19 protein-coding genes are annotated in these 21735 nt (G+C 66.8%); 10 read left to right on the top strand and 9 right to left on the bottom strand.

Annotated elements, in window-relative coordinates; genetic code table 11:
* The first annotated feature begins 96 nt into the window (after positions 1-96).
* Positions 97-1665, top strand: a complete 1569-nt coding sequence (locus BPODLACK_RS09135; protein ID WP_024497826.1) for an ATP-dependent nuclease — start codon at positions 97-99, stop codon at positions 1663-1665.
* Positions 1666-1817: 152 nt separating this feature from the next.
* Here BPODLACK_RS09135 and BPODLACK_RS09130 read toward each other — a convergent pair whose 3' ends face one another.
* The 3 genes from BPODLACK_RS09130 to BPODLACK_RS09120 form a co-directional block, all read right to left on the bottom strand.
* Entirely contained in the window at positions 1818-2594 is a 777-nt protein-coding gene (locus BPODLACK_RS09130) for a DUF4145 domain-containing protein (protein WP_024497825.1), read from the bottom strand.
* 101 nt (positions 2595-2695) lie between these two features.
* Positions 2696-4033 (bottom strand): NtaA/DmoA family FMN-dependent monooxygenase, encoded by a 1338-nt coding sequence (locus tag BPODLACK_RS09125; RefSeq protein WP_024497824.1) that lies wholly within the window; start codon positions 4031-4033, stop codon positions 2696-2698.
* Positions 4030-5202 carry an LLM class flavin-dependent oxidoreductase gene (locus BPODLACK_RS09120; protein WP_024497823.1) on the bottom strand — a complete coding sequence of 391 codons (1173 nt, stop codon included), beginning with the start codon at positions 5200-5202 and terminating at the stop codon, positions 4030-4032. The genes BPODLACK_RS09125 and BPODLACK_RS09120 overlap by 4 nt, the downstream gene beginning before the upstream one ends.
* A 198-nt stretch (positions 5203-5400) precedes the next feature.
* On the opposite strand from BPODLACK_RS09120, the gene BPODLACK_RS09115 reads away from it, so the two are divergent.
* Both BPODLACK_RS09115 and BPODLACK_RS09110 read left to right on the top strand, forming a co-directional pair.
* Positions 5401-6531 carry an LLM class flavin-dependent oxidoreductase gene (locus BPODLACK_RS09115; RefSeq protein WP_159405142.1) on the top strand — a complete coding sequence of 377 codons (1131 nt, stop codon included), beginning with the start codon at positions 5401-5403 and terminating at the stop codon, positions 6529-6531.
* Positions 6528-6716, top strand: a complete 189-nt coding sequence (locus BPODLACK_RS09110; RefSeq protein ID WP_024497821.1) for a hypothetical protein — start codon at positions 6528-6530, stop codon at positions 6714-6716. The genes BPODLACK_RS09115 and BPODLACK_RS09110 overlap by 4 nt, the downstream gene beginning before the upstream one ends.
* Before the next feature lie 267 nt (positions 6717-6983).
* On the opposite strand, the gene BPODLACK_RS09105 is transcribed toward BPODLACK_RS09110, so the two are convergent.
* Genes BPODLACK_RS09105 through BPODLACK_RS09090 form a run of 4 tightly spaced genes read right to left on the bottom strand, consistent with a single transcriptional unit; the run spans position 6984 to position 10730 of the window.
* Positions 6984-7952 carry a glycine betaine ABC transporter substrate-binding protein gene (locus tag BPODLACK_RS09105; RefSeq protein WP_159405141.1) on the bottom strand — a complete coding sequence of 323 codons (969 nt, stop codon included), beginning with the start codon at positions 7950-7952 and terminating at the stop codon, positions 6984-6986.
* Entirely contained in the window at positions 7949-8764 is an 816-nt protein-coding gene (locus tag BPODLACK_RS09100) for an ABC transporter permease (protein WP_159405140.1), read from the bottom strand. The genes BPODLACK_RS09105 and BPODLACK_RS09100 overlap by 4 nt, the downstream gene beginning before the upstream one ends.
* Positions 8761-10089, bottom strand: coding sequence for an ATP-binding cassette domain-containing protein (locus BPODLACK_RS09095; RefSeq protein WP_159405139.1), 1329 nt, complete (start codon positions 10087-10089; stop codon positions 8761-8763). The genes BPODLACK_RS09100 and BPODLACK_RS09095 overlap by 4 nt, the downstream gene beginning before the upstream one ends.
* Positions 10086-10730, bottom strand: a complete 645-nt coding sequence (locus BPODLACK_RS09090; protein ID WP_024497817.1) for an ABC transporter permease — start codon at positions 10728-10730, stop codon at positions 10086-10088. The genes BPODLACK_RS09095 and BPODLACK_RS09090 overlap by 4 nt, the downstream gene beginning before the upstream one ends.
* Before the next feature lie 196 nt (positions 10731-10926).
* Between BPODLACK_RS09090 and BPODLACK_RS09085 the strand changes: the two genes are divergently transcribed.
* Positions 10927-11592: a vitamin K epoxide reductase family protein gene (locus BPODLACK_RS09085; RefSeq protein ID WP_024497816.1), complete on the top strand. Its 666-nt coding sequence runs from the start codon at positions 10927-10929 to the stop codon at positions 11590-11592.
* Between the two features lie 77 nt (positions 11593-11669).
* On the top strand, positions 11670-12371 hold the full coding sequence (locus tag BPODLACK_RS09080; RefSeq protein ID WP_006434314.1) for a TetR/AcrR family transcriptional regulator: 702 nt from the start codon (positions 11670-11672) through the stop codon (positions 12369-12371).
* 33 nt (positions 12372-12404) lie between these two features.
* On the opposite strand, the gene BPODLACK_RS09075 is transcribed toward BPODLACK_RS09080, so the two are convergent.
* The gene (locus tag BPODLACK_RS09075) at positions 12405-13199 is read right to left on the bottom strand and encodes a dioxygenase family protein (RefSeq protein ID WP_159405138.1); all 795 of its coding nucleotides are present in this window, start codon (positions 13197-13199) and stop codon (positions 12405-12407) included.
* 173 nt (positions 13200-13372) lie between these two features.
* Between BPODLACK_RS09075 and BPODLACK_RS09070 the strand changes: the two genes are divergently transcribed.
* Positions 13373-14956, top strand: coding sequence for a cation:proton antiporter family protein (locus BPODLACK_RS09070; protein ID WP_159405137.1), 1584 nt, complete (start codon positions 13373-13375; stop codon positions 14954-14956).
* Positions 14957-14961: 5 nt separating this feature from the next.
* Here the strand turns inward: BPODLACK_RS09070 and BPODLACK_RS09065 are convergent, their stop codons facing one another.
* Positions 14962-15519: a GNAT family N-acetyltransferase gene (locus BPODLACK_RS09065; RefSeq protein ID WP_159405136.1), complete on the bottom strand. Its 558-nt coding sequence runs from the start codon at positions 15517-15519 to the stop codon at positions 14962-14964.
* 83 nt (positions 15520-15602) lie between these two features.
* On the opposite strand from BPODLACK_RS09065, the gene BPODLACK_RS09060 reads away from it, so the two are divergent.
* The 4 genes from BPODLACK_RS09060 (at position 15603) to mfd (ending at position 21619) form a co-directional block, all read left to right on the top strand.
* Complete coding sequence (locus BPODLACK_RS09060; protein ID WP_159405135.1) at positions 15603-16154, top strand: hypothetical protein; 552 nt, start codon at positions 15603-15605, stop codon at positions 16152-16154.
* A 74-nt stretch (positions 16155-16228) separates the two neighbouring features.
* A complete protein-coding gene (locus BPODLACK_RS09055) occupies positions 16229-16774 on the top strand; it encodes a copper chaperone PCu(A)C (RefSeq protein WP_201450604.1) in 546 nt (181 codons plus the stop codon).
* A complete protein-coding gene (locus BPODLACK_RS09050) occupies positions 16767-17996 on the top strand; it encodes a Dyp-type peroxidase (protein ID WP_159405134.1) in 1230 nt (409 codons plus the stop codon). The genes BPODLACK_RS09055 and BPODLACK_RS09050 overlap by 8 nt, the downstream gene beginning before the upstream one ends.
* 47 nt (positions 17997-18043) lie before the next feature.
* Positions 18044-21619 (top strand): transcription-repair coupling factor, encoded by a 3576-nt coding sequence (gene mfd / locus BPODLACK_RS09045; protein WP_159405133.1) that lies wholly within the window; start codon positions 18044-18046, stop codon positions 21617-21619.
* Positions 21620-21735: the final 116 nt, after the last annotated feature.

Below are 21735 nucleotides of genomic sequence, written 5' to 3'. Positions count from 1 at the left end.
GGCCACTGCGGCGTCGAGTAGGGTGTCGACGTCTTTGCGGGCAGCCAATCCTCGCTGTGCTCACTGTATGGTCACCGGCAGGCTGAAGGAGATGAGTTGAGGTCAGAGATTCGCGACAGTACGATCCACCACCTGTCAGAGCGCGTGCGCAGGCGGAACTACACTAAGTATCTGACGGGTATGCGTGTGGTAAAGCTGCGGGGGTTCACCGACGTCGAGGTCCGCTTCGACTTTCCCGTTACCGCGCTTATAGGCCCCAACGGAGCGGGAAAGACCACCATCCTCGGCGCAGCTGGACTGATCTACGACTCCGTTCCACCTCGGAGGTTCTTCGCCAAGAGCGGCACCTACGACGGGTCGATGCGCGGTTGGAAGATCGAGTACGAACTCATCGACAAGACCCGCCACGGCTCGCCCTCCATCAACAGAACCGCGAGCTACCTGCAGGCGAAGTGGAACCGCGACGCCGTTAACCGTGTCGTCGTGATCTCTGGGATCGGCCGTACGCTCCCTGCGAGTGAGCGGAAGGACACGTACCGATTCATCAAGGGGGACTTCGAAGGCGCACGCGAAGTCACCTTCTCTCCGGAAGTGGTCAACGCGGTGGAGAACATTCTCGGCAAGGCAGCCGCAAACTATCTCCAAGTTGACGCGGACGCCGAAGGGAAGAATTCGATCTACGCCGTGCGCGGCGCCACCGCCGACGAAGATAGCTACAGTGAGTTCCACTTCGGTGCAGGAGAGGCGAGCATCATTCGCATCGTTTCCCGCATCGAGGAGGCCCCCGACGACTCGCTGCTCCTGATTGAGGAGATCGAGAATGGTCTCCATCCCGTCGCCACCCGCCGCCTCGTCGAGTACCTGATCGACGTTGCTCGCCGGAAGTCCTGCCAGGTCATCTTCACCACTCACTCGAACGACGCGCTCGCGCCGCTACCGACAGAAGCAGTGTGGTCCACCTACCGTGGCAGGGTCACTCAGGGCAAGTTGGACGTTGCAGCGCTCCGCACGCTAACAGGACAAGTGGAAGCACAGTTGGCGGTCTTCACCGAGGATGCTTTTGCTGCGATGTTCGCAGAGGTTTCACTACGGGCGTACTGCCAGGCGAACAGCTATGAACTCGCGGGCATCGAGATCCACAGTCTTGGCGGTGCCGCACCCGCGAGAGATCACACTCGCTTCCACAACGAAAATCCGTTGCGCCGCTTCCTCGCGATTGCCCTCCTCGACGGAGACAAGCGGGCCGAGGGCGGGTTTGCCGATCGACAAATCACGGAATCGGCTGACGCGGATGGCGTGGATGACGCGCCGAAGGCTGGCCGCGCGGACATTGTCTATGGCCCCGGCGATGGTCACCCTGAGGCTGCTGTATTCGAGGACATCCATGACAACTTCGACGTCGTCGGCAACCTACTCGGCAAGCTGACAATCGCGTTACAGCTCGACACGCCAATGCAATCGAGGGTGCGCGGCTCCGTCGAGGAGCGACGGCGCACGAACCGCGACATCCACATCATCTTCGCGCAGATCGGCGAAGACCTCGACTTCCTCTCCGAGTCGCTGGTCCAGCGCGCGTTCCTCAGCACGTGGGCGAACACTTTTCCTGAGAAGGTCGCCGCCGTGTGGGACCCCTGTCGCGAGCTATTTAGTCGCAAGGCGGAGTAGTCCGCCGCGGACATCCAAGGCTGAAGGAGGGGCTGAGAGTATCAATGCCTTAGCGCGCCTCAGAGGCTGACCGGGCACAAGGCCGACGTAGCTAGGGATACGGACGGGTGTAGTTCCCCTAACGCCGCCACTACAGGCTGGGCGGGTTCCTCTCACCTAACGAGTGCCTTGCTGGCGATAATCCTTTTCGCCCGCGCCAAGGCCGCGGCGTTGTTAGGCGCGTACAGCATCTTGAGTGCGATCTCAATAAACTCGGCTATTTCAAGGACATCGGCCGCGGTAATAGGTGTTGAGCCAGTGTGGGTTCCGTCGTTGCCGACCCATTTGACCGCTTCCAGGAGATCGGAGGCCTCCACGCGTGTCGCGGCGTCAGTGGTGCCGGCGGCGGCGCCTGTTCGAAAGTCGACGAGGCGCTGGTGTAGCGACAGGTGACGGCCAACCTTGTTGCGCGCGGGAACACCCTGCGCATCCATTAGGCGCTCGAGACCTGTGCGCAGCGCCGTTATGGCCGATCTCGGATCTGCCCACACGACCGCTGCGGCCCGATCGAGTTCGGTAACGACGGCATCGGGCACGTCATCAGGTAGCTCGAATAGTGGCAACGCTGGATAAAGCATCCGAACCTTGAGAACCTCGTAGAGGTCAGTGCGGCCAGTTGGGCCAGTATCCCAGTTCGTGCCATAGTCGCCCAGGACAGCGACGACTTCTAGGCAGGCAGTGTTGGCGCACACGAGACGGCCACTGAAAACGCCGGTGATCTCGTCGGGGTCCAGGCCGAGAGCGTTCCAGTTCTGCATCCTGAGGCTGAGACGGTCGAAGTGAATATCGCCGGCGAGCGCGGTCAGTGTTGAGTCACACTTTGGGCACGGCAGAGCTGGCCATTTGTCGACGGGGAAATACTGTTGCAATGCTGCGACCTGACGTTTCATGTCAGATCGATCCGCGCGCCGTCAGGAGGCGCTGAACTGATGTTGTCATATCTTGAGATCAAACCAGACTCAACGGCACAGAATCACTCACGGATCACCGCTCAAGCGGGTCGTGAGAGACCCAGGTTGTCCCGCAGCGTCGTCCCCTCGTACTCAGCCCGATGCACGCCCAACGCTTGCAGCACCGGCACCACCTCGTCGACGAAGCGGTCGAGTCCGCCGGGCACGATGTGCGGGACCAGGATGAAGCCGTCGGCGACGTCGTTCTGGACGAAGTCGTTGATGGTGTGCGCGATCGTCTCGGGTGATCCGACGAAGGACTGGCGTCCGGTGACCTCGATGATGAGTTCGCGGGTGGTGAGGTTCTTGGCCTCGGCGAGGTCGCGCCATTCGCGGGCGGTGGCGACGGGGTCGCGATGCATCCTCACGCTGGCCCGCCCCTTGGCGACGGTGTTCTCGCCGGGGATCGGATCCACTTGTGGCAGTGGACCGTCTGGGTCGTGATCGGAGAGGTCGCGGTTCCACAGTTGTTCGAGGAACTTGATCGCGGTCTGGCCGCTCACCTGCTGCAACCGGACCTCGTGGGCGAGTTCGGCGGCCTGCGAGTCGGTGTCGCCGACGACGAACGTCGCCGCGGGCAACACGAGCAACTCCTCGGGTCGACGACCGTACGCGGACAGTCGCCGCTTCACGTCGGCGTAGAACGCGCGACCGGCGTCGTAGGTGGCGTGCCGGGAGAAGATGGCGTCGGCCGTGGCCGCCGCGAACTCTCGTCCCTCGTCGGAGTCGCCGGCCTGGAAGATGACCGGACGACCCTGCGGCGGTCGTGGTGCGGCGAAGTGTCCGCGGATGTCGAATTGCGAACTCCGGAACTCGAATTCGCCGGCGCCGTCGCGTGCCAGGAAACGGCCGGAGGTCTTGTCGGCGACGATGTCGTCGTCGAGCCACGAATCCCACAGCACGGCTGCCGCGTCGAGGAACTCCTTGGCGCGGGCATAGCGCTGGTCCTCCGGTAGGTACCCGCCGCGGCGGAAGTTCTCGCCGGTGAACTCATCCCACGAGGTCACGACGTTCCATGCGGCGCGACCGCCGGACAGATGGTCGAGGGTCGCGAATTGCCGTGCGACGTTGACGGGTTCATTGAACGTGGAGTTGATGGTACCGGTGAGACCGAGGTGTTCGGTGACCGCCGCAAGGGCGGAGAGGACGGTGAACGTGTCGGGTCGGCCGACGACGTCGAGGTCGTAGATCAGTCCGTTCTGCTCCCGCAGCCGGAGGCCCTCGGCGAGGAAGAAGAAGTCGAACCTGCCGCGTTCCGCAGTCTGCGCGAGATGCACGAACGAGTCGAACTCGATCTGGCTGCCGGAGGCGGGATCGCTCCAGACCGTGGTGTTGTTGACGCCGGGGAAGTGGGCGGCGAGATGAACCTGCTTGGTCATGCGACTCCGGCCTTTCCGGTGGTGAAACGGTTGAGCGGTTGGGGCAGGCCGAAGCGATCGCGAAGGTTCCGATCGTCGTATCGGTTGCGGAACAGATTGCGGCGCTGCAGTTCCGGGACCACCGCTCGGGTGATGGAGTGCAGATCATCCGGCAGGACCGCGGGATGCAGACGGACGCCGCGGATGCCGTCGACGGACAACCACTGTTCGATCTCGTCGGCGAGATCTGCCGCGGTCCCGACGACGGGGACGATGTCGGGCGTGAACGATGTCCCAGCCCACTGGTCGAGCTGCGCGAGACGCTCGGCCGCAGCCCGGCGCGTCTCGCCGAGGACGACGAACAGGTCGACGAGCACGAGAACCGGATCATCGGGAGAACGTCCCGCGGCGCTGTGCGCCTTGGTGATCGCGGTGACCGCACGACCGGCGTCGTCGACGTCCCGCGGCGCGATGAAGCCGAGGTCGGCGACGCGACCGATCACCTGCAGATCGGCGGCATGTGCGGCGGTCGTTGCGACGATCGGCTGGCCCTGGGGCGGCCGCGGCGTGATCGACGGGCCGCGCACAGAGAACTGCGCCCCACGGAAGTCGATGTAGTGCAGTTTGTCCCGGTCGACGAACCGTCCCGTTGCGACATCGCGGATCTCCGCATCGTCCTCCCACGAATCCCACAGCAGCCGCAGGACAGTCACGAAGTCGGTTGCCTCGTCGGCGAGCTCGGCCAGAACGGCTGGGTCGTCGGGAAATCGGCGTTGGCCGAATAGTGCTGCCTCATCGGGGTCGGGGGTCGTGCGAAGGACGACACCCGCGCGACCGCCGCTGATGTAGTCGAGTGTGGCGATCGCCTTCGACACGTGGAACGGCTCGGTGTGCGTCGCGGTCGCGGTCGGGAGGAGTCCGATGTGCCGCGTCCCCGGTGCCAGTCGCGATGCCAGCAGAAGCGAGTCGAGTCGGCCCACCGCCCGGTCGGTTCGCGGTCGTCCGGAATGCAGTTCGAACGCGTCGGCGAACGTGACCAGATCGAGGAGCCCCGCTTCGGCGTCGGCGATGAGCGACTGCCAGTACTCAACTGTGGTGAGCGTGTCGGGTCGTGCGCCGGGCGCGCGCCACGAACCGGGATGGGACCCGGTCTGATCCAGGGCGACTGCCACGTGCAAGGGGTCGCTCATCGGTTCCTCCGTGTGGTTCGTATGCACCGTCTGGTCGGTCCTGCTCGATGCGGCAGATGCCGTCCTCGCCACCAACGGACGGTCGACGAGGAGGATTCCGGGACGACGCCATCCGATCCGGCTGGGTCAAACCCTTCCGTGAGCGGTGATCACCAGGCTTCCTGGTGGGGTCGGCGTCACGGCCAGTGGAGGAGAGCCATGTCATCAGTCGCGGCGATCCCGCTGTCGGTGCTGGATCTCGTGCCCGTCGTCGACGGTTCGGACGCGCCGACCGCCATCCGTCGGAGCGTCGAACTCGCACGTCACGTCGAACGGCTGGGTTATCGGCGGTACTGGCTGGCCGAACATCATTTCGTCGCGGTTGCCAGTTCGTCGTCGATGACGCTGATCGGTTTGATCGCGGCCGCCACCGAGTCGATCCGGGTCGGATCGGCGGCCGTTCAGATCGGACTGCACACCCCGGTCTCGATCGTCGAGGCCTTCGGCACCATCGACGCGCTGTATCCCGGTCGCCTCGACCTCGGGCTCGGGAGGTCGGCGCAGCGACGCACCGAGATCGCCTCGGGGAGTCGTCCACCCACCACACCGCAACCCGACGAAATCGTCGACGGTCTGCTGATCCCGTCGCCGTTCCCGGTCGAGAAGCTCCTCGGGTCGCCGCGCGTCGTCGCGGCCTACGAGGCCTCACAGTTCGAGGGGGCACAACCGCCGGACTTCGACGACGCCGTCAGCGACCTGATCGCGTTGCTGGAAGGCCGGTTTCGCCACGGCGAGATCCCGCTGACCGCGGTGCCGGGTACCGGCGCCGATGTCCAGGTCTGGATCTTCGGCAGCAGCAAGCGGCAGAGCGCACAGACCGCGGGAGCGCTGGGACTGCCGTTCGTCGCCAACTATCACGTCAGTCCCAGCACCGTCCTCGAGGCGGCCGAGGCCTATCGCGGTGCATTCCGTCCGTCGGCCGAGCTCGCCGAACCCTATGTCGTCGTGTCCGCAGATGTGGTTGTCGCCGATGATGATGCGACCGCGCAGCATCGCGCATCGACGTACGGGCACTGGGTCCACAGCATCCGCAGCGGTGCGGGCGCGGCTCCCTACCTCGATCCTGACACCGCACCCGCGCTCGACGATGAGCAGCGCGCGATCGTCGACGACCGGATTCGCACACAATTCGTCGGATCGCCCGGCACCGTCGTCGACGGGTTGCGCACCCTTGCCCGTGTCACCGGCGCCGACGAGCTCGTGATCACGAGCGTCACCCATGATTTCGACCATCGCTTGCAGTCGCACGAACTACTCGCTCGCGCATGGGGATTGGAGGGTGCACGATGACTGATCACGCAGCGTGGTTCGCCGGCGCCTCGCGGGGTCGCCTTCGCCAGTCGCTCGCCGCACTGTTCGAGGACTTCCTGTGCCGGCTCGACGCTGACACGCTTGCTGCCGCAGCTGCGCTGCATCCCGAGGCCCCGCGAACGCCGATGCCGCTCGACGAGGGTGCCGCGCGGCGGAGCTATTGAGCCAGCGACACGCTCCGAGGTCGCCGATACGGAGTGAGAGCGCATGCGACATCATTCCTGCGGGCGGAGTGAGGAATTCGGGTCACCGGCCCTTCGAGGCTCGTCGCTTGCGCTCCTCGCACCTCAGGGAGCAATGGGGGGCGCGCGGGCGTTTGGTCGAGCTTCAGGGAGCAATGGGGGGCGCGCTTGCGCTCCTCGCACCTCAGGGAGCAATGGGGGGCGCGTGCGTTTGGTCGAGCTTCAGGGAGTGAGAAGGTCGGGTGTGCCCTAGGCGATGAAGCCCTCCGCCTTCAACCAGTCGTAGGCGACGTCGGCGGGGTCCTCGCCGTCGATGTCGATGCGGCCGTTGAGTTCCTGCATCACCGCGTCGGTGAGCTTCGCCGACACCGGCGCCATCAGTTCGGCGATCTGGGGTGCTTCCTTGTTGAGTCTCGTGCTCAAGACCACACAACCGCTGTACGGCAGGAAGAACTTCCGGTCGTCGGTGAGCACCGTGAGATCGAGGTTCTTGATCCGGCCGTCGGTGGAGTACACCATGCCGAAGTTGCAGGGTGCGCTGCGTGCCGTCGAGGTGTAGACGACACCGGAGTCCATGGTCGTGACGTTGTCCTTCGGCACACCGTCGGGCTGCCCCAGCGGGATGTCATATGCCTTCAGCATCGGGATCAAACCGTCGGCACGACTCAGGAACTCGTCGTTGACGCAGAACGTCCGCTCCGACACCGGCAGTTTCGCGATGTCCGACATCGTCGTCACGTTGAGACGTTTCGCCGTCGGCGCCGACGCCGCGAATGCGTAGGTGTTGTTGAAGGCGGCCGGCGGAAGCCATTCGGCCCCGTTGGCGCGATCGGCGTCGCGGACGCGTTGCCACAGCTCGTTCGGGTCGGAGATGGTCTCGGTCTCGCCGAGGTAGGTCTGCCAGGCGGTCCCCGTGTACTCCCAGAGGATGTCGGCGTCGCCGTTGAGGAGTGCCTGGCGCGAGGACATGGAACCCGGTGCGTTCGTCAGATCCTTGACGGCCGCCCCCGCCGCGCCGAGGTAGGTCGCGGTGATCTTGCCCAGCAGAACGGACTCGCTGAAGTTCTTCGACGTCACCCGGATCTCGGTGCCCGCCAAGGGCGTCGACCCGTCGGCCAGGAACGCCTCGCGAAAGGTGCCCGACGAGCTGACCAGCCCACAACCGGCGACCACGATCATGAGCATCGCCGTGACGAAGGCCGGGGCAGTCTTTCTCATGAGACCCCCCGCGGTGTCGCGACCAGTTCGACGAGTCGCCCGAGCCAGTCGATCGTCATCGCCAGCAGCGCGACGAGGACCGCGCCGGCGACGAGCAGTTTCGGTAGGAACAGGGTGATACCGGTCGTGATGAGCGTGCCGAGGCTCGTCGCGCCGATGAACGTACTCAGCGTCGCGGTGCCGACCAGGATGACCAGCGCGGTGCGCACACCGTTCAAGATGACGGGGACCGCGAGTGGCAACTCGACCTGGAAGAGTGTGCGCACTCCGGACAATCCGATTCCGCGCGCCGCCTCGACCGTCCGCTGATCGACCTGTCGCAGACCGACGATCGTGTTCTGCAGGATCGGCAGCACCGCGTAGACGACGAGACCGACGACCGCCGTGTTGAATCCGGTGCCGAGCCAGAACGTGAACAGCACGAGCAGGCCGATCGCCGGAGCCGCCTGCCCGATGTTGGCGATGTTGATCGCAATCGGGTTGAGCCACTTCAGAGATGGACGGGTGAGGGCGATCCCGAGCGGGATGGCGATACACACGACGATCACGGTCGCCACGAGCGTGAGCTGAATGTGATCGAGAATCGTCGACCGCAACGCCGGCCACGACATCGATGCACTCTCGGTCTCGGTGAACGTCGTGCGCTGATACCAGATCACGAACCCGACGCCGATGACGATGATGACCAGCGGTTCGAACCAGACGTCGACGGGTACCTTCGCGAACCGTCGTCGGAAACCGCCCCGGGGTGGCTGAACAGGCTCTTCGGCGGCCGCGGCGACCCGCGCGGATTCGTCGGCGACGGTGGTCATCGTTCGGCGCTCGGCTCGGATGTTTCTGTGCCGGCGGGCGACGACTCGTCGTCGGCTGCGACGACCGGGGTCTCGGCCGGCGCGGACCCCTCGGTGTGGTCGAGGTAGCCGAGGTGGTCGTCGTCGCGGACATCCGCGAGTTGCCCGCGGATCGCCTCCATCACCGACGCGATGTTCAGTGCGCCGATCACCGCGCCTCGGCCATCGGTGACGAGGACGCCGCCCTGGCTGGTCGCGAGCATCGAGTCGAGTGCGTCGTTGAGCGTCGAGGACTGTGCGACGACCGGGAGCCGCGGGTCGAGGTAATCGGACACCTCGGGTTTGGCGGCGACCTCGTCGACGGAGGGCCAGGACCGTGGACGCCCGTGTTCGTCGACGACGACCAGCCAATCCTCACCGGCCGCTCTGGCACGGTTGACGACGCTGCCCGACGGTTCGCCGACACGAGCGGTGACCACCTGTCTGATCTCGACGTCGCGCACGCGGGTGAGGGTCAGGTGGGCCAGTGTCGCACCCGAACCGACGAATTCCTCGACGAACGGGCTGGCGGGGTTGGCGAGGATCTCTTCCGGCGGGGCGAACTGTTCGATGTGCCCGCCCTCGGAGAGGATCAGGACCTTGTCGCCGAGTTTGGTGGCCTCTTCGAAGTCGTGGGTGACGATGACGATCGTCTTGCCGAGTTCGTGCTGGATGGCGATCAGCTTGTCCTGCAGGCGTGCTCGCGTGATGGGGTCGACGGCGCCGAACGGCTCGTCCATCAGCAGGACGGGCGGGTCGGCGGCGAGGGCCAGCGCCACGCCGACACGCTGCTGCTGGCCACCGGACATGTCCTTGGGCAGGCGGTCGGCGAACGTCGCGGCGTCGAGTCCGACCAGGTCCATCAGGTATTCGGTCCGCTCGGCGATGCGCTTCTTGTCCCACTTGAGGATTCGCGGGATGGTGCCGATGTTCTTGCTCACCGACCAGTGCGGGAAGAGTCCGCCGGACTGGATCACGTAACCGATGGACTGACGCAACCGATCCGGGTTCTCCGCAGTCACATCTCGGCCGCCGATGTAGATGCGTCCCTCGGTGGGCTCGATGAGCCGGTTGATCATCTTGAGGGTCGTGGTCTTGCCGCAGCCCGACGGGCCGACGAAGGCGACGATGTCACCGGCTTCGATCTCCAGATCGAGTCGGGCGACCGCGGGCTTGGTCTGGCCCCGATAACGCTTGACGACGCCTTCGAGCCGGATCGATTCGCCGGTGACGACGCGGTCCGTCGCGCCGGACGACGGTTGGCGGGCCGGGGATTTCGACGACGGGGCGGTGGTGGAGTCGGTCATGAGAGTCCCTTGGAGATGGTGAGTCGGCCGAGCAGTACCAGGAGAGCGTCGAAGACGAGCGCGATGATGACAATGAGAATGGTTCCGGCCAGCGCAGATTCGAGGGCGTTGGCGCCGCCGAGTCGGGCGAGACCGTTGAAGATGAGCGATCCGAGACCCGGGCCGAGGACGTAGGCGACGATCGCCGCGACGCCGACGATCATCTGCGTGGACACCCGGATTCCGGTCAGGATCACCGGCCACGCGATCGGCAACTCGACCGTCAGCAGGATGCGCCAGCGCGAAAGGCCGATGCCGCGGGCGGATTCGACGACCGAGGACGGAACCGAGCGTAAGCCGACCACTGCGTTGCCGATCACCGGCAGCATCGCGAAGAACGCGAGCATCAGGAAGGACGGCGTCACACCGAGCCCGAACGGGACGATCAACAGTGCGAGCAGGGCCAGCGACGGAATCGTCAGTGCCACACGACTAGACGTCAGCGTGAGTGCGGACGCCAGCGGAAGCCGGTAGACCAGCGCGGCGACCGCGATGGCGACCAGGGTGCCGACCAGCACGGTCTGAAACGACAGCGACGCATGTTGATAGGTCAAGAACGTGAGGGAGCGAGCATTGTCGCCGATGTAATCCCACAATTGCACGGTTGTGTTCCCATCCCCGGTGGTTAATCCGACATTACGCATCGTCGAGTGACGGTGGCGACATTTGGCGGATCGCGCGCGTCATTACACTCACGGCGGGCGAATCGCCCGCCACGGTTTGCGCCGTATGCGGAGTCGGCACGATTCCGCGCACATCGGGAACCGATGACCACCCGGACGGTGTCATCCTGGATGGGTGAGTGAGAGCGCCCCAGTCGACACGACAACCACCAGCACCGAGATCGAACCCGACGACGACCAGGCACTTCTGGCGGAGGCCGTCCATTCGTGGACGCGGATCGCCGCCTGGGTGCTGACCGTCGGCGGCGTGATCGGTTTCGTGGCGTCGTTCGTGCTCACGGTCGAGCGGATCGAACTGTTCAAGAACCCGGACTATGTGCCGACGTGCAACTTCAATCCGGTGCTGAGCTGCGGTTCGGTGATGGCCAAGCCGCAGGCCGCGCTGTTCGGATTCCCGAACCCGCTGCTCGGTATCGCCGGGTTCGCGGTGGTGATCACCACCGGTGTGGCGATCTTCGCCGGCGCACGCCTGGCGGGCTGGTACTGGGCGGGTCTGCAGGTGGGCGTGACCGCGGCGATGACCTTCATATGCTGGCTGATCTACTCGAGCCTGTACTCGATCGGCGCGCTGTGCCCGTACTGCATGGTGGTGTGGGCGGTGACGCTGCCGATCTTCGTCTTCGTCAGCGTGCGCAACGCCCACGCGAGCGGACTGACCTCGCGGTCGGGTGTCGCGCTCGCGGTGGCGCGCAGTCATGCCCTGATCCTGGTGCTCGCCGTGACGCTGGTCGTCGTGCTCATCGCGGTGCGGTTCTGGTCGTACTGGTCGAGCCTGTACTGACCCTTCGGGAGCGAGGGCGGGAGCGGGAGTTCACGCAACATTCGTGATTCGACGGCGTCTCGTCCTAGGCTTGGCGCATGGCGATCGGACGTCCGGCGGAGGGTTCGGCCGAGGTGCAGCGCGCACCGCGGGCGCGGATGACCGGCGCCCAGCGGCGGCTGCAACTGATCGAGGTGGCGCGCGGACTGTTCGCGGAACGCGGATACGAGGGCACGTCCATCGAGGAGATCGCGCAACGCGCCGGCGTTTCCAAGCCGATCGTCTACGAGCACTTCGGCGGTAAGGAAGGCCTCTACGCGGTCGTCGTCGACCGTGAGATGGAAACCCTGCTGGAGATGGTGACGGCATCGCTGTCGAAGAACCGGTCGCTGTACCGCATCCAGCAGGTCGCCCTCGCGTTGCTCACCTACATGGAGGAACGCACGGACGGTTTCCGCATCCTGGTGCGCGGCGACAGCACCGCGTCGACCGGCGAGACGGCCACCTACTCGAGTCTTCTCAACGACGCGGTGAGTCAGGTCGAGCACATCCTGGCCGGCGACTTCGAGCGCCGCGGGTTCGACCCCGCACTCGCCCCGCTCTACGCGCAGGCCCTGGTGGGCATGGTGTCGTCGACCGCCCAGTGGTGGCTCGACGTCCGCGAGCCGTCGAAGGAGGTCGTGGCCGCCCACCTGGTGAACCTGTGCTGGAACGGACTCACACGCCTCGACCCGTCGCCGGCGCTCGTCGGTCCCGACTACGTCGAACCGCTCGAGCGCACCACCGCCGAGGACAGTTGAGCCCCGGCGCTCGGGCCGACGTCTGAACGATGGTCAGGCCAGCACCAGACTCCGCTTCGAGAGTCCCATCCAGAACCCGTCGATCACCTGATCCGGCCGCTGTTCGGCATCGTCGCTGGCGCCGAGTGCGACGAACAGCGGCGCGAAGTGTTCGACCGTGGGGTGGGCATACGGCATGCCGGGCGCGGTCTGACGGAATCTGATGAGCGACTCCACATCTCCGGCGGTGAACCGCTCGGCGGCCCACGCGTCGAATTCGGCCGACCAGCTCGGCGGGGTGGCCTCCGGGCGCCAGTCGCGCAGGAACGGCAGGCCGTGCGTGGTGAATCCGGACCCGATGACGAGCACACCCTCGTCGCGCAGCGGCTTGAGTCGACGGCCGAGTTCGAGCAGCCGCTCGGGGTCGAGGGTCGGCAGTGAGATCTGCAGTACCGGGATGTCTGCCTCGGGATACATGACCGTCATCGGCACGTATGCGCCGTGGTCGAGGCGGCGGGTGGGGTCGTGGGCGATCGGTTCGCCGTCGGGCATCATCGCGGCGACCCGGCGGGCCAGGTCAGGGGCCCCTGGCGACCGGTACTGGACGCGGTAGTACTTCTCGGGGAATCCGCCGAAGTCGTAGGTCAGCGGTGTCCGCGAATCGGTGGAGCCGATGGTGAGGGGTGCGGCCTCCCAGTGCGCGGAGACGATGAGGATCGCCGTCGGCCGATCGAGTCCGCGGGCGAGTGTCTTCAGCTGTCGGACCCAGGTGGGGCTGTCGACGAGGGGTGGGGCGCCGTGGGACAGAAAGAGTGCGGGTTGACGCGTGGGGGAGCTCGAGCCGGTCATGCTGGTACTAACCGGACTGTGGTCCGTTTTGTTCCGCGGCCGTGCAGCGTTCAGTTCCGTGCCGCCGGGGTGGGCGCACGGCGTGGCCACCGCGCCTCCCGTCGCGGGTGGGCGATAACGTTCCAGGCATCTCCGGCCGCGCGGCGGCCCAGAGTGAAAGGAACTCCCGGCGCGTGGAGACAGTCGGCATCTACCTCGTGGTCATCTTCGGATGTGGATTTCTCGCGCGGTTGATTCGCCTGCCCACTCTCGTCGGGTACCTCGCGGCCGGGTTCATCCTGCACGCGCCCGGGATCGAACAGTTGCCGATCATCGACACCCTCGCCGAACTGGGCGTGACGATCCTGCTGTTCACCATCGGCCTCAAGCTGGACCTCCGGATGCTGTTCCGGCGCGAGGTCTTGCTCACCACTGCTCTGAATCTCGCGGTCATACTGGGTCTCACGACCGGCTTCCTCGGACTGCTCTCGACGATCGGTGTCCGGATGCTGATGGGCGAGAGCTGGCAGACGCTCGCTCTCCTCGGCTTCGCGTTGTCGTTCTCGAGCACCGTGTTCGTGGTGCAGGTGCTCGACGAACGCTCGGAGTCGCGCTCCCTCTACGGCCGCATCGCGATCGGCATCCTCGTCCTGCAGGACGTCGTCGCCGTCGCCTATCTCACGGCGATGAGCGGTGAGCCGCCCAGTCCGTGGGCGTTCGCACTGGTGCTGCTGATTCCCGGTGCATGGGTCGTCCGGCGACTGTGGAACCGGCTGGGGCACGGCGAATTGCAGACACTCTTCGGTGTGACCATGGCACTCGTGCCGGGGTACTGGCTGTTCGAATCCGTCGGCATCAAGGGCGACTTCGGTGCGATGGTCATCGGCGTGCTCCTGGCCTCGCATCCGCGGGCGTCGGAGCTGTCACGCACGCTGTTCGGGCTTCGTGAACTGCTGCTGGTGGGCTTCTTCGTCTCGATCGGCCTGCACGTCACGCCGACTCTCGACACCGTCGTCCTCGGGCTGCTCCTCGTGGTCCTCCTGCCCCTCGAGGCGGCGCTGTTCACCTTCATGCTGGCCATGTTCGGCCTGCGTCGGCGCACCTCGATCCTGGCCGGACTCGCCCTGGCCAACTTCTCCGAGTTCGGGCTCATCGTCATCTCCACCGGCGTCGACGCGGACCTCGTCGACGACGACTGGCTCGTGGTCACCTCGGTCGCGGTCGCCGCGAGTTTCGTGTTCTCCACGCTCGTCAACCGCCGCGGGTCCCGTTGGGTGAGCCGGCTCTCGGCGTACGTCCCGACGCCGGCCGCCGCGCGTGCCCATCCCGAGGACGCGACGATCGACCTCGCACCCGCCCGGGCGGTCGTCTTCGGACTCGGACGGGTGGGCAGTTCGGTCTACAACCGACTCGTCGACGAGTACGGCCTGAGCGTCGTCGGAGTGGAGAACGACCCCCTGAAGGTGGTCGACCTCCGCGCGCGCGGACTGCGGGTGATCGAGGCCGATGCGACCGAGACGGGGTTCTGGGAACGGTGCGAAGGGGTGTCCGACCTCGACATCCTCGTCTTCGCCATGCCGTTCCACGGCTCCAATCTGGTGGCCCTCGATCGGGTGGAGGAGAGAGAGTTCGCCGGCACCATCGCAGTCGTCGCCCAGTACGACGACGAACGCGACGAACTGCTCAGTCGGGGTGCCGACGTGGCCTTCCACATCTACGAGGGGACCGGCGTGGGTCTGGCCGACGCCGCTGCCGAGGCCGCCGGCCTCGACCGGTGACGCCGCTACCGGTCGCGTGACTCCCAGATGTCCTTCTGCATGTAGACGCAATCGATCCACTGGTCGGTCTTGTGGCCGATGGAACGCAGGCGGCCGGCCTCGGTGAACCCGAACCGCGAATGCAGAGCGATCGACCCGTCCCCGCCGGTGGCTGCGATCACCGCGACGATCTGGCGGACGTTCTCGGGGTTCGCACGATCGAGCATCCCGGCCATGAGCGCCGATCCGACGCCGCGGCCGCCGAAGCCGGGCCGGACGTAGATGGAGTCCTCGGTGGACCGGTCGTACGCCGGCATCCCGCGGAACGTGCCCAGATAGGCGTAGCCGACGGTCTGTTCCGTACCGGACTCGTCGACCGCGCGGGCCACCACGAACGGCCGGCCGGCCGCGGTGATCGCGGCGTGCTTGGCGTGCCACTGCTCGAGCGTGGGGACGACGTAGTCGAAGGTTGCGACGGTGTGCTGCACGTAGTGCGCATAGATCTCGGCGACCGCGTCGAGGTCGTCGGCCGTCGCGTCGTCGACGACGATCTGCCGCACCTCGTCTGAGTGGGAACCGTGCATTCCGAAGACGATATCGGCGAGCACCATCCCGGGTGTGACGGCGCACCTACTACTAGTGGTAGTAGGGGCGTAGATTGGCTACCGTGCGCGCGGCTTCCGATTCCGGCTACCAGGGAGTGCATCCCTGGTGGTCGGTCGCTGCCGCAATCGTGTCGGCGGCGCTCGGCGTCGGCGCCCACGGACTGGCGGGCGGGGGCACTCCGACACCGTCGCACGCGGTTCTGCTTCTCGCAATCAGTGCCGGGCTGGGCTGGGTCCTGAACGCCGGGCTCGCCGACCGCGTCCGCGGTCGCGCATCTGCCGCGCTCTCGGTCGGATCGGCACTCGCCACCGCGCAACTCTTCGGGCACCTCGCCATGAGATCCGGCGATCACCACGCGCCGGTGGACGCGGTGACACCCGGCCCGACCATGCTCCTCTGCCACCTCGCGGCGCTCGCCGCTGCAGCGGTGTTGCTGGTCGGCGCCGAGGAGTGCTCGCGACGGGTCGGTTCCCGGATCATCGCCGCGATCTCGGGGGAGCGGTCGATCTCTCCCCGGGCCGTCCTCGTCGTCGCGGCGGCCGACGCCATACCTCTCACACCGACTCGGCTGTCGGAGAATCCGACACGCGGACCACCCATCGCGGTGCGCTGACCCATACTTCCTTTTCCCGCCGCGGCTTGTGCACCGCCGGCGGTGATCCGCGCACCACAAAAGGTGAAAAACTCATGTTCTCAACAACTTTCGTTTCCTCGTCCGTTCGTCGACCGCTGGCGGTCCTGGCCATGGCGACGCTCCCGATCACCCTGCTCGCCGCATGTTCGTCGGACGACGACGCCACCACGCAGGCCCAATCGGTGACCATCAGCGATCAATGGGTGAAGTCGGCCGACACCGGGATGACCGCGGCCTTCGGCACCGTCGCCAACACGTCCGGTACCGAGGTCACCCTCACCGGCGGTACCACCGCTGTGGCCGGGCGCGTCGAGGTGCACGAGATGGCGCCGTCCGATGGCGGCGGCATGGTGATGCGACCCATCGAGGGCGGTCTCGACATCGGCCCCGAACAGACGGTCGAGCTCAGGCCGGGCGGCAACCACATCATGCTGATGGACCTGCGGCAACCGATCAAGGCCGGCGACACCGTCACGCTGACACTGCGATTCGGCGACGGCTCGACGCGCGAGTTCGTGGCACGTGCCCGTGATTTCAACGGGGCACGAGAGGACTACGCACCGGGCCACGGCGCGCCCGCCGCCGGCACCGATGGCTGAGTCCGGGGGCGGCGGCCCCACGCTGAGGCGCCGCACCCTGTTCGTGGGTGCGGCCGGACTCGCCGGGCTCGGCGTGGGTGTGAAGGCGGTCACCGCCCACGCCTCCGACGAGGAACCGACCCATGGACGTGACGTGGTCGAGTTCTACGGGGACCACCAGGCCGGTGTGACGACGCCGCCACCCGCGCACGTGAACTATGTGGGCCTCGACCTCGTGTCGTCGGGCGGCGAACGCGACATGCGGGCGGCTCTCGCCGGCGTACTGCAGGTGTGGACCGAGGACGCAGCCCGCCTCACCGCAGGTGATCCGGCGCTCGCCGACAGCGAACCGGACCTCGCCCGGCTGCCCGCCCGGGTCACCGTGACCGTGGGCCTGGGGCCCGGTGCGTTCACCGGCACGGGACTGGAGAATCGCCGGCCGCGCTGGCTGCATCCGTTGCCGCGATACGTCATCGACCGGCTCGAACAGCGACGCTGGGGGCAGACCGACGTGCTGCTCCAGATCTGTGCGGACGACCCGATCACGATCGCCCACGCGACCCGCGTGCTCACCGCGAATGTCGCGGGCCGTGTGCGTCTGAGATGGGTGCAGCGGGGTTTCCGCAACGCCCGGGGGACGCAGGACGAATCCGTGACGATGAGGAATCTGATGGGTCAGGTCGACGGGACGGTCAACCTGGGACCTGCCGATCACGACAGTCTCGTCTGGGACGACGGTGCCGAGCAGCCCTGGTTCGCCGGCGGCACGTCGATGGTGCTCCGGCGGATCGCGATGAACCTCGACACGTGGCAGGAGCTCGATCCGCGGGACCAGGAACTCTCGGTCGGCCGCAGGATCGCCGACGGGGCGCCCCTGAGCGGCGGGACCGAACACGACGACCCGGACTTCGAGGCGGTCGTCGACGGACTCCCCGCCATCCCGGCGTCGTCGCACATCGCGCGGGCACGCCGCCGCAGTGAGGTGGAGCGGTTCCTCCGGCGCGGATACAACTACGACGACCCGCCGGAACCCGATGCGACGGGCAACGTCCCGACCTCGAACAGCGGGCTGCTCTTCGCCTCCTATCAGCGTGACGTCGACGCGCAGTACGCGCCGGTCCAGGCGCGGCTGGCCGAACACGATGCGCTGAACCGGTGGACGACGCCCATCGGATCGGCGGTCTACGCCATCCTTCCCGGGGCGCGTCGAGGGGAGGTGCTGGGGGCGGGCCTGCTCCGCTGATCCACCGGATGACCGGGCGCGGAGCGCGGCCCCATACAATCGGCGGAGTGTCGACGCTCCGTGCCCTGTCCGGTCTGGCCGCGCTCGCGTGTGCGGACAAGTCCTTCCGCGAGGTCCGCGAACGCCGTGGCGAACGGCGCCTCGACATCACCGCGCCCGATGCGGCGCGGCCGTTCCTCGTCTCCTGCCTGGCCGCCGACGCCGATGCCCCGCTTCTCGTCGTCTCCGCCAACGGTCGGGAAGCCGACGATCTGACCGCCGAGCTCGCGGAGATGCTCGACGACGCCGACGCGGTGGCCCAGTTCCCGTCGTGGGAGACCCTCCCGCACGAGCGGCTGTCGCCCAGCGCGGACACCGTGGGTCAGCGACTCGCGGTGCTGCACCGTCTCGCCGATCCCGGCGACAAGCCGCTGCGGGTCGTGGTCACCACGGTCCGCTCACTCGTGCAGCCGATGGCGCCGGGCCTCGGTGACGTCGCCACGGTCACCCTGCGCGAGGGCATCGAGGTCGACTTCGACGGCTTGCTCGCCCAACTCGTCGAGATGGCCTACGAGCGTGTGGACATGGTCGGACGCCGCGGCGAGTTCGCGGTCCGCGGCGGCATCCTCGACGTCTTCCCGACGACCGCCGACCACCCGGTCCGCGTCGAGTTCTGGGGCGACGAGATCACCGAGATGCGGGCGTTCTCGGTCGCCGACCAGCGCAGCCAGCCGGAGGTCGAAGCGACCGAGGTGCGCATCCACCCGGGACGCGAACTGCTTCTCACCGAGAAGGTCCGTACGCGCGCAAGCGATCTCGCCGCGGAGAACCCGGACGACACCACGCTCACCGAGATGCTCGGCAAGCTGGCCGAGGGCATTCCGGTGGAGGGGATGGAGGCGCTGATCCCGGCGCTCGTCGACGGCGAGATGCAACTGCTGACCGAGGTCGTCCCGGCCGGGACGCGTGTGCTCGTCCTCGATCCGGAGAAGGTCCGGACCCGCGCCGCCGATCTGTCCAAGACCGGTGCGGAGTTCCTCGAGGCGTCGTGGACGGCCGCGGCGATGGGTGCGAATGCACCCATCGACGGCCGCTCGGGTGTCGGCATCGACCTGGAGGCGAGCGCTTACCGTCCACTCGACGACGTGCGCGCCGCGACGCTCGAGGCGGGCCGCCCCTGGTGGACCCTGTCGCCGTTGTCGACGGGGAGTGGGGACGAACTCGAGCTGGACCTGGTCCCCGGGCCCGCGCCACGTGGTGACGAACGCGAGATCGCAGCCACGTTCGCCCAGCTGCGGGCCCACGTGTCCGACGGCAAGACCGCCGCGATCGTCGTCGCCGGCAAGGGCACCGCCCAACGCGTCGGCGAGCGACTGTCCGAGGCCGAGGTGCCGTACGTGATCGCCGAGCCGGGACATCGTCCCGAGCCGGGCGAGGTCGCGGTGTTCGGTGCGACGCTGCGCAACGGCATCGTCTGTGCCGACGCCGGTCTCGTCGTCGTCACCGAAGCGGACCTCACCGGTACCCGCGTGGCGAATGTCCGCGACGGACGCAAGCTCCCGGCCAAGCGTCGCAATCAGGTCGACCCGCTGGCGTTGACCGCCGGTGACCTCGTCGTGCACGACCAGCACGGCATCGGCAAGTTCGTCGAGATGATCGAACGCACCGTCTCGGGTGCGCGTCGCGAATACCTGGTCCTGGAATATGCATCGAGCAAACGCGGCCAGCCCGCCGACCGGTTGTACGTGCCGATGGACGCCCTCGACCAGCTGTCCCGGTACGTCGGTGGCGAGCAGCCCTCGCTGTCCAAGCTCGGCGGGTCGGACTGGCAGAACACGAAGCGCAAGGCGCGCAAGGCCGTTCGCGAGATCGCCGGTGAGCTGGTACAGCTCTACGCCGCTCGTCATGCCGCCCCGGGTCATGCCTTCGGGCCCGACACCCCGTGGCAGCAGGAGATGGAAGACGCCTTCGACTTCACCGAGACGATCGATCAGCTGACCGTCATCGCCGAGGTCAAGGCCGACATGGAGCGTCCGGTCCCGATGGACCGCGTCGTCGTCGGCGACGTCGGCTACGGCAAGACCGAGATCGCCGTGCGTGCCGCGTTCAAGGCCGTCCAGGACGGCAAGCAGGTGGCCGTCCTGGTGCCGACGACCATTCTCGCGCAACAGCATCTGCAGACGTTCACCGAGCGGATGAGCGGATTCCCCGTGCGGGTGCGCGGGCTGTCGCGTTTCACCGACGCCAAGGAATCCCGCGAGATCACCGAGGCGATGGCGAAGGGCGAGGTCGACATCGTCATCGGTACGCATCGTCTCCTGCAGACCGGCATCACCTGGAAAGACCTCGGACTCGTGATCGTCGACGAGGAACAGCGTTTCGGCGTCGAACACAAGGAACACATCAAGTCGCTGCGCACCCACGTCGACGTGCTGACCATGTCGGCGACGCCGATTCCGCGAACGCTGGAGATGTCGATGGCCGGCATCCGCGAGATGTCGACGATCCTCACCCCGCCGGAGGAACGCCATCCGGTGCTCACCTACGTCGGTGCCTACGCGCCGAAACAGGTCGCCGCCGCGATCCGTCGTGAGCTGCTGCGCGACGGTCAGGTGTTCTACGTCCACAATCGTGTCTCGACCATCGACAAGATGGCCAAGGACATCTCCAACATGGTCCCGGAGGCGAGAGTTGTCGTCGCACACGGCCAGATGGGGGAGGACCAGCTCGAGCGCACGGTGTCGGGGTTCTGGAACCGCGAATACGACGTGCTGGTCTGTACGACCATCATCGAGACCGGTCTCGACATCTCCAACGCCAACACGCTCATCGTCGACCGTGCCGAGAACCTCGGCCTCTCGCAGCTTCATCAGTTGCGCGGACGCGTCGGCCGAAGTCGTGAGCGCGGTTACGCCTATCTGCTCTACAGTCCCGATCGTCCGCTGACCGAGACCGCCTACGACCGGCTGGCGACGATCGCCCAGAACAACGAACTGGGTGCCGGAATGGCGGTGGCGCTCAAGGATCTCGAGCTGCGCGGCGCCGGAAACGTGCTCGGCGCAGAGCAATCGGGTCACGTCGCGGGGGTCGGCTTCGATCTCTATGTGCGGCTCGTCGGCGAAGCGGTCGAGGCGTATCGCGCTGCGGCCGACGGCAAGCCGGTCGAGACGCAAGAGACCGGAGAGGTGCGCATCGACCTGCCGGTCGACGCCCACATCCCGGTCGAGTACGTCGACTCCGACCGTCTGCGCCTGGAGGCCTACCGCAAACTGGCGTCGGCCACCGACGACGCCGCGGTCGATGCGGTCCTGGTCGAACTCAACGACCGCTACGGTCCGCCGCCGGTCGAGACCACCCGACTCGCGTCGATCGCACGTCTGCGTCTGCGCTGCCGCGAACGCGGGATCGCCGAGATCGGTCTGGCCGGACAGGGGGTCAAGATCTCGCCGCTGCCTCTGCTCGACAGCGAACAGGTGCGCCTGCGACGGTTGTACTCGTCGGCGACGTACCGGGCGACGACGTCGGTGGTCACGCTCCCGATCCCACGGACGGGGGGAGTCGGCTCGGCACGTCTGCGCGACGACGAGCTGATCGAGTACCTCACCACGTTCCTGACGCAGCTGAAGCCGGAGCCGAGCGGCTGAGACCCGAAACCGCCCGCAGATGCGCCCTCGAAGACGCCGCCGACGACAATATGTCGGCGAGGTACCTGCTCAGGGTCGTTTTCGGGGGCGGTTTCCGGCGAGGCGGGCGGCCTCGG

The sequence above is a fragment of the Gordonia sp. YY1 genome, from assembly GCF_009872315.1.
Classification (GTDB): domain Bacteria; phylum Actinomycetota; class Actinomycetes; order Mycobacteriales; family Mycobacteriaceae; genus Gordonia; species Gordonia amicalis.
Note: the sequence above shows the minus strand (reverse complement) of the source record. Positions and strands in the feature narration are given on the sequence as shown.

What these genes read in the sequence shown, in the direction of transcription:
- BPODLACK_RS09130 (WP_024497825.1), bottom strand. Translation starts at nt 2,594, where the DNA reads ATGAAACGTCAGGTCGCAGCATTGCAACAGTATTTCCCCGTCGACAAA.
- BPODLACK_RS09080 (WP_006434314.1), top strand. Translation starts at nt 11,670, where the DNA reads ATGGCGATCGGACGTCCGGCGGAGGGTTCGGCCGAGGTGCAGCGCGCA.
- BPODLACK_RS09095 (WP_159405139.1), bottom strand. Translation starts at nt 10,089, where the DNA reads ATGACCGACTCCACCACCGCCCCGTCGTCGAAATCCCCGGCCCGCCAA.
- BPODLACK_RS09055 (WP_201450604.1), top strand. Translation starts at nt 16,229, where the DNA reads ATGTTCTCAACAACTTTCGTTTCCTCGTCCGTTCGTCGACCGCTGGCG.
- BPODLACK_RS09120 (WP_024497823.1), bottom strand. Translation starts at nt 5,202, where the DNA reads ATGAGCGACCCCTTGCACGTGGCAGTCGCCCTGGATCAGACCGGGTCC.
- BPODLACK_RS09115 (WP_159405142.1), top strand. Translation starts at nt 5,401, where the DNA reads ATGTCATCAGTCGCGGCGATCCCGCTGTCGGTGCTGGATCTCGTGCCC.
- BPODLACK_RS09050 (WP_159405134.1), top strand. Translation starts at nt 16,767, where the DNA reads ATGGCTGAGTCCGGGGGCGGCGGCCCCACGCTGAGGCGCCGCACCCTG.
- BPODLACK_RS09125 (WP_024497824.1), bottom strand. Translation starts at nt 4,033, where the DNA reads ATGACCAAGCAGGTTCATCTCGCCGCCCACTTCCCCGGCGTCAACAAC.
- BPODLACK_RS09065 (WP_159405136.1), bottom strand. Translation starts at nt 15,519, where the DNA reads ATGCACGGTTCCCACTCAGACGAGGTGCGGCAGATCGTCGTCGACGAC.
- BPODLACK_RS09110 (WP_024497821.1), top strand. Translation starts at nt 6,528, where the DNA reads ATGACTGATCACGCAGCGTGGTTCGCCGGCGCCTCGCGGGGTCGCCTT.
- BPODLACK_RS09100 (WP_159405140.1), bottom strand. Translation starts at nt 8,764, where the DNA reads ATGACCACCGTCGCCGACGAATCCGCGCGGGTCGCCGCGGCCGCCGAA.
- BPODLACK_RS09075 (WP_159405138.1), bottom strand. Translation starts at nt 13,199, where the DNA reads ATGACCGGCTCGAGCTCCCCCACGCGTCAACCCGCACTCTTTCTGTCC.
- BPODLACK_RS09105 (WP_159405141.1), bottom strand. Translation starts at nt 7,952, where the DNA reads ATGAGAAAGACTGCCCCGGCCTTCGTCACGGCGATGCTCATGATCGTG.